Origin of the sequence: Mesorhizobium sp. M2A.F.Ca.ET.037.01.1.1 (genome assembly GCF_003998075.1) — a bacterium.
Taxonomy (GTDB): domain Bacteria; phylum Pseudomonadota; class Alphaproteobacteria; order Rhizobiales; family Rhizobiaceae; genus Mesorhizobium.
Map to the genome: position 1 here is coordinate 1 of NZ_RZSA01001110.1, position 1,989 is coordinate 1,989.

Annotated in this window: 2 protein-coding genes; both read right to left on the bottom strand. The window is 63.0% G+C overall.

Annotated features, from left to right (window positions below):
• Positions 1 to 164: 164 nt before the first annotated feature.
• Positions 165 to 593 (bottom strand): TIGR01841 family phasin, encoded by a 429-nt coding sequence (gene phaP, locus EOA27_RS33990; protein ID WP_126082231.1) that lies wholly within the window; start codon positions 591 to 593, stop codon positions 165 to 167.
• A 66-nt stretch (positions 594 to 659) separates the two neighbouring features.
• Positions 660 to 1,955, bottom strand: a complete 1,296-nt coding sequence (locus tag EOA27_RS33995) for a DUF445 domain-containing protein (protein WP_126082230.1) — start codon at positions 1,953 to 1,955, stop codon at positions 660 to 662.
• Positions 1,956 to 1,989: the final 34 nt, after the last annotated feature.

Sequence of the window (1,989 nt, forward strand, 5' to 3'; positions counted from 1 at the left end):
ACTTTTGCCTATCTCCCGACCATGAAGCGGCAGCCTCTGTCAATTCGCCGCCCCGCGATTTTCGCCGGTAGAGTTGATGCTTTTAGGGCAGGCCAGAACGCTCGAGCGCCTGCGCCGGTTGCACCGCATGTCGGTCTATGATGGGCTCGAAACCGCCGGACAGCCTATTTCTTTTCGTAACCGGCGCGGATTTCCGCCATCGCATCCCTGATCCGGTCGCGCAGAATCTCGACCGATTCGGTGCTGGATTTCCGTACAAGGTCAGCCACTTCGCTGGCGTTCTTCAGCGTCGTCTCGAACGACTTACGGGCAAATTCAGCCTGCTTGCTCATCAGGTCCTGCGGGTTGCCGGGCGCCTGGTAGTTCTGCGCCATCCGCGTAACCTCGTTGATGGCATTCTGCACCATCTCATGCTGCCTCGCCAGCACCGAGGAGGCGCCGGCCGCACTTGCCTTCGCCGACTTCTCGAGAGCTTCGAGGTTCTTGCGATGATGATCGAGGATCGCCTGGACATCGACATTCGGCAGTTTCAGGTCGCGGCCGAACCTGCTGAACATGTCGAAGAACGAGTCGGATTCCGGTTGTTTTGCCATGCCCTGCCTCCCGTTTTGCTGCCCTTGCGGCGTGCCAGCAGGAGAATAGTGCCAGTTAGGCCCGCGTCAATTGACCAGAAACAGCCGCTCCGCCGTATAGAGCGCCAAGCCGGCCAGCCCGCCGATGATCATGCCGTTGAAGCGGATATATTGCAGATCCTTGCCGATATTCGTCTCGATCAGCCGAGTCAGCTGCGCCAGGTCCCAGCGCTTGACCTGGTCGGCGATGAATGTCGATACCCCGCTTTTCTGGCTCTCGACAAACGAGGCCAGCGCCACGACAAAGCCCTGGTTCATGTCAGCCCTGATCTGCGCGTCGTCGGCCAGATGCCGGCCGACTTCGACGAACATGTTCGCGAGGTGCTCGCGTATCGTCGAACTCGGCGCATTGACGTCCTGCTCGATGAACAGGCGCAGGCTCGCCCACGCATCGCCGGCGAGCGTCCTCACCTCCGGGCGGCCGAGAAAATCGCGCTTCAGCTTCTCGGCGCGCCTTGCATATTGCTTCGAGGTCCTGAGCCGCTCGATGAAGCCCAGCGCGAAACGATCGAATTCGGCGCGCATCGGATGATCGGGATCGGCCCTGACCTCATCCAGCAGCGAGCCCGCCGAGGCGACGATCTTCTTCAACAGATAGGTATCGGCACGAAACAGGTTGAACAGCGACGGCAATTCCTCGCGGATCTTCTCGCGCATCGTCGCCAGCGCCTGCTCGTCCTTGAGGAAACGGCCGACCACCCGCGTGAACTCATCGAACAGCTTTTGATGGCGGCGGTCGTCGGTCAGCGCCGACAGAAGGTCGGCGGCCAAAGGCGCCAGCGGCACCTTTTCGATCTGCTCCAGCATGCGGCTGGTGACGAAGCCGCGCAGCCCGGATTGCTCCACCGCGGTCAATGTCTGCGGCACCAGCCGCGCGACGAACCGCGACAGGCCGGCGGCGCGCTCGGCGTCGGCCAGCCAGTCGGCGACCAGGGCGGCGAAGTCGACCTCGGCGAGCTTTTCGCGCACCGGCTCCGGCGCCAGGAAATTGGCCTCGATGAAGCGGCCGAGATTGTCGGCGATGCGGTGCTGGTTCTCCGGGATGATGGCGGTGTGCGGGATCGGCAGCCCGAGCGGCCGCCTGAACAGCGCCACCACGGCATACCAGTCGGCGATGCCGCCGATCGTCGCCGCCTCGGCGAAGGCCGCGACGAAGCCGAGCCACGGATAGGCAGCCTGGAAGGACTTCGCCAGCGCGAAGACAAGGATGCACAGCGCGAGCGCGGCCGCGGCGATGAATTTGGTCCGCCGCAGCGCCGAGAGCTTTGCCTGCGCGTCTGCGTCGAATCGAACCGGCGCGAGAGCCGGAGCTGATTTAGACATGAAAAGGCCGTTTCCTGTTTGCACCCGCCTCTAT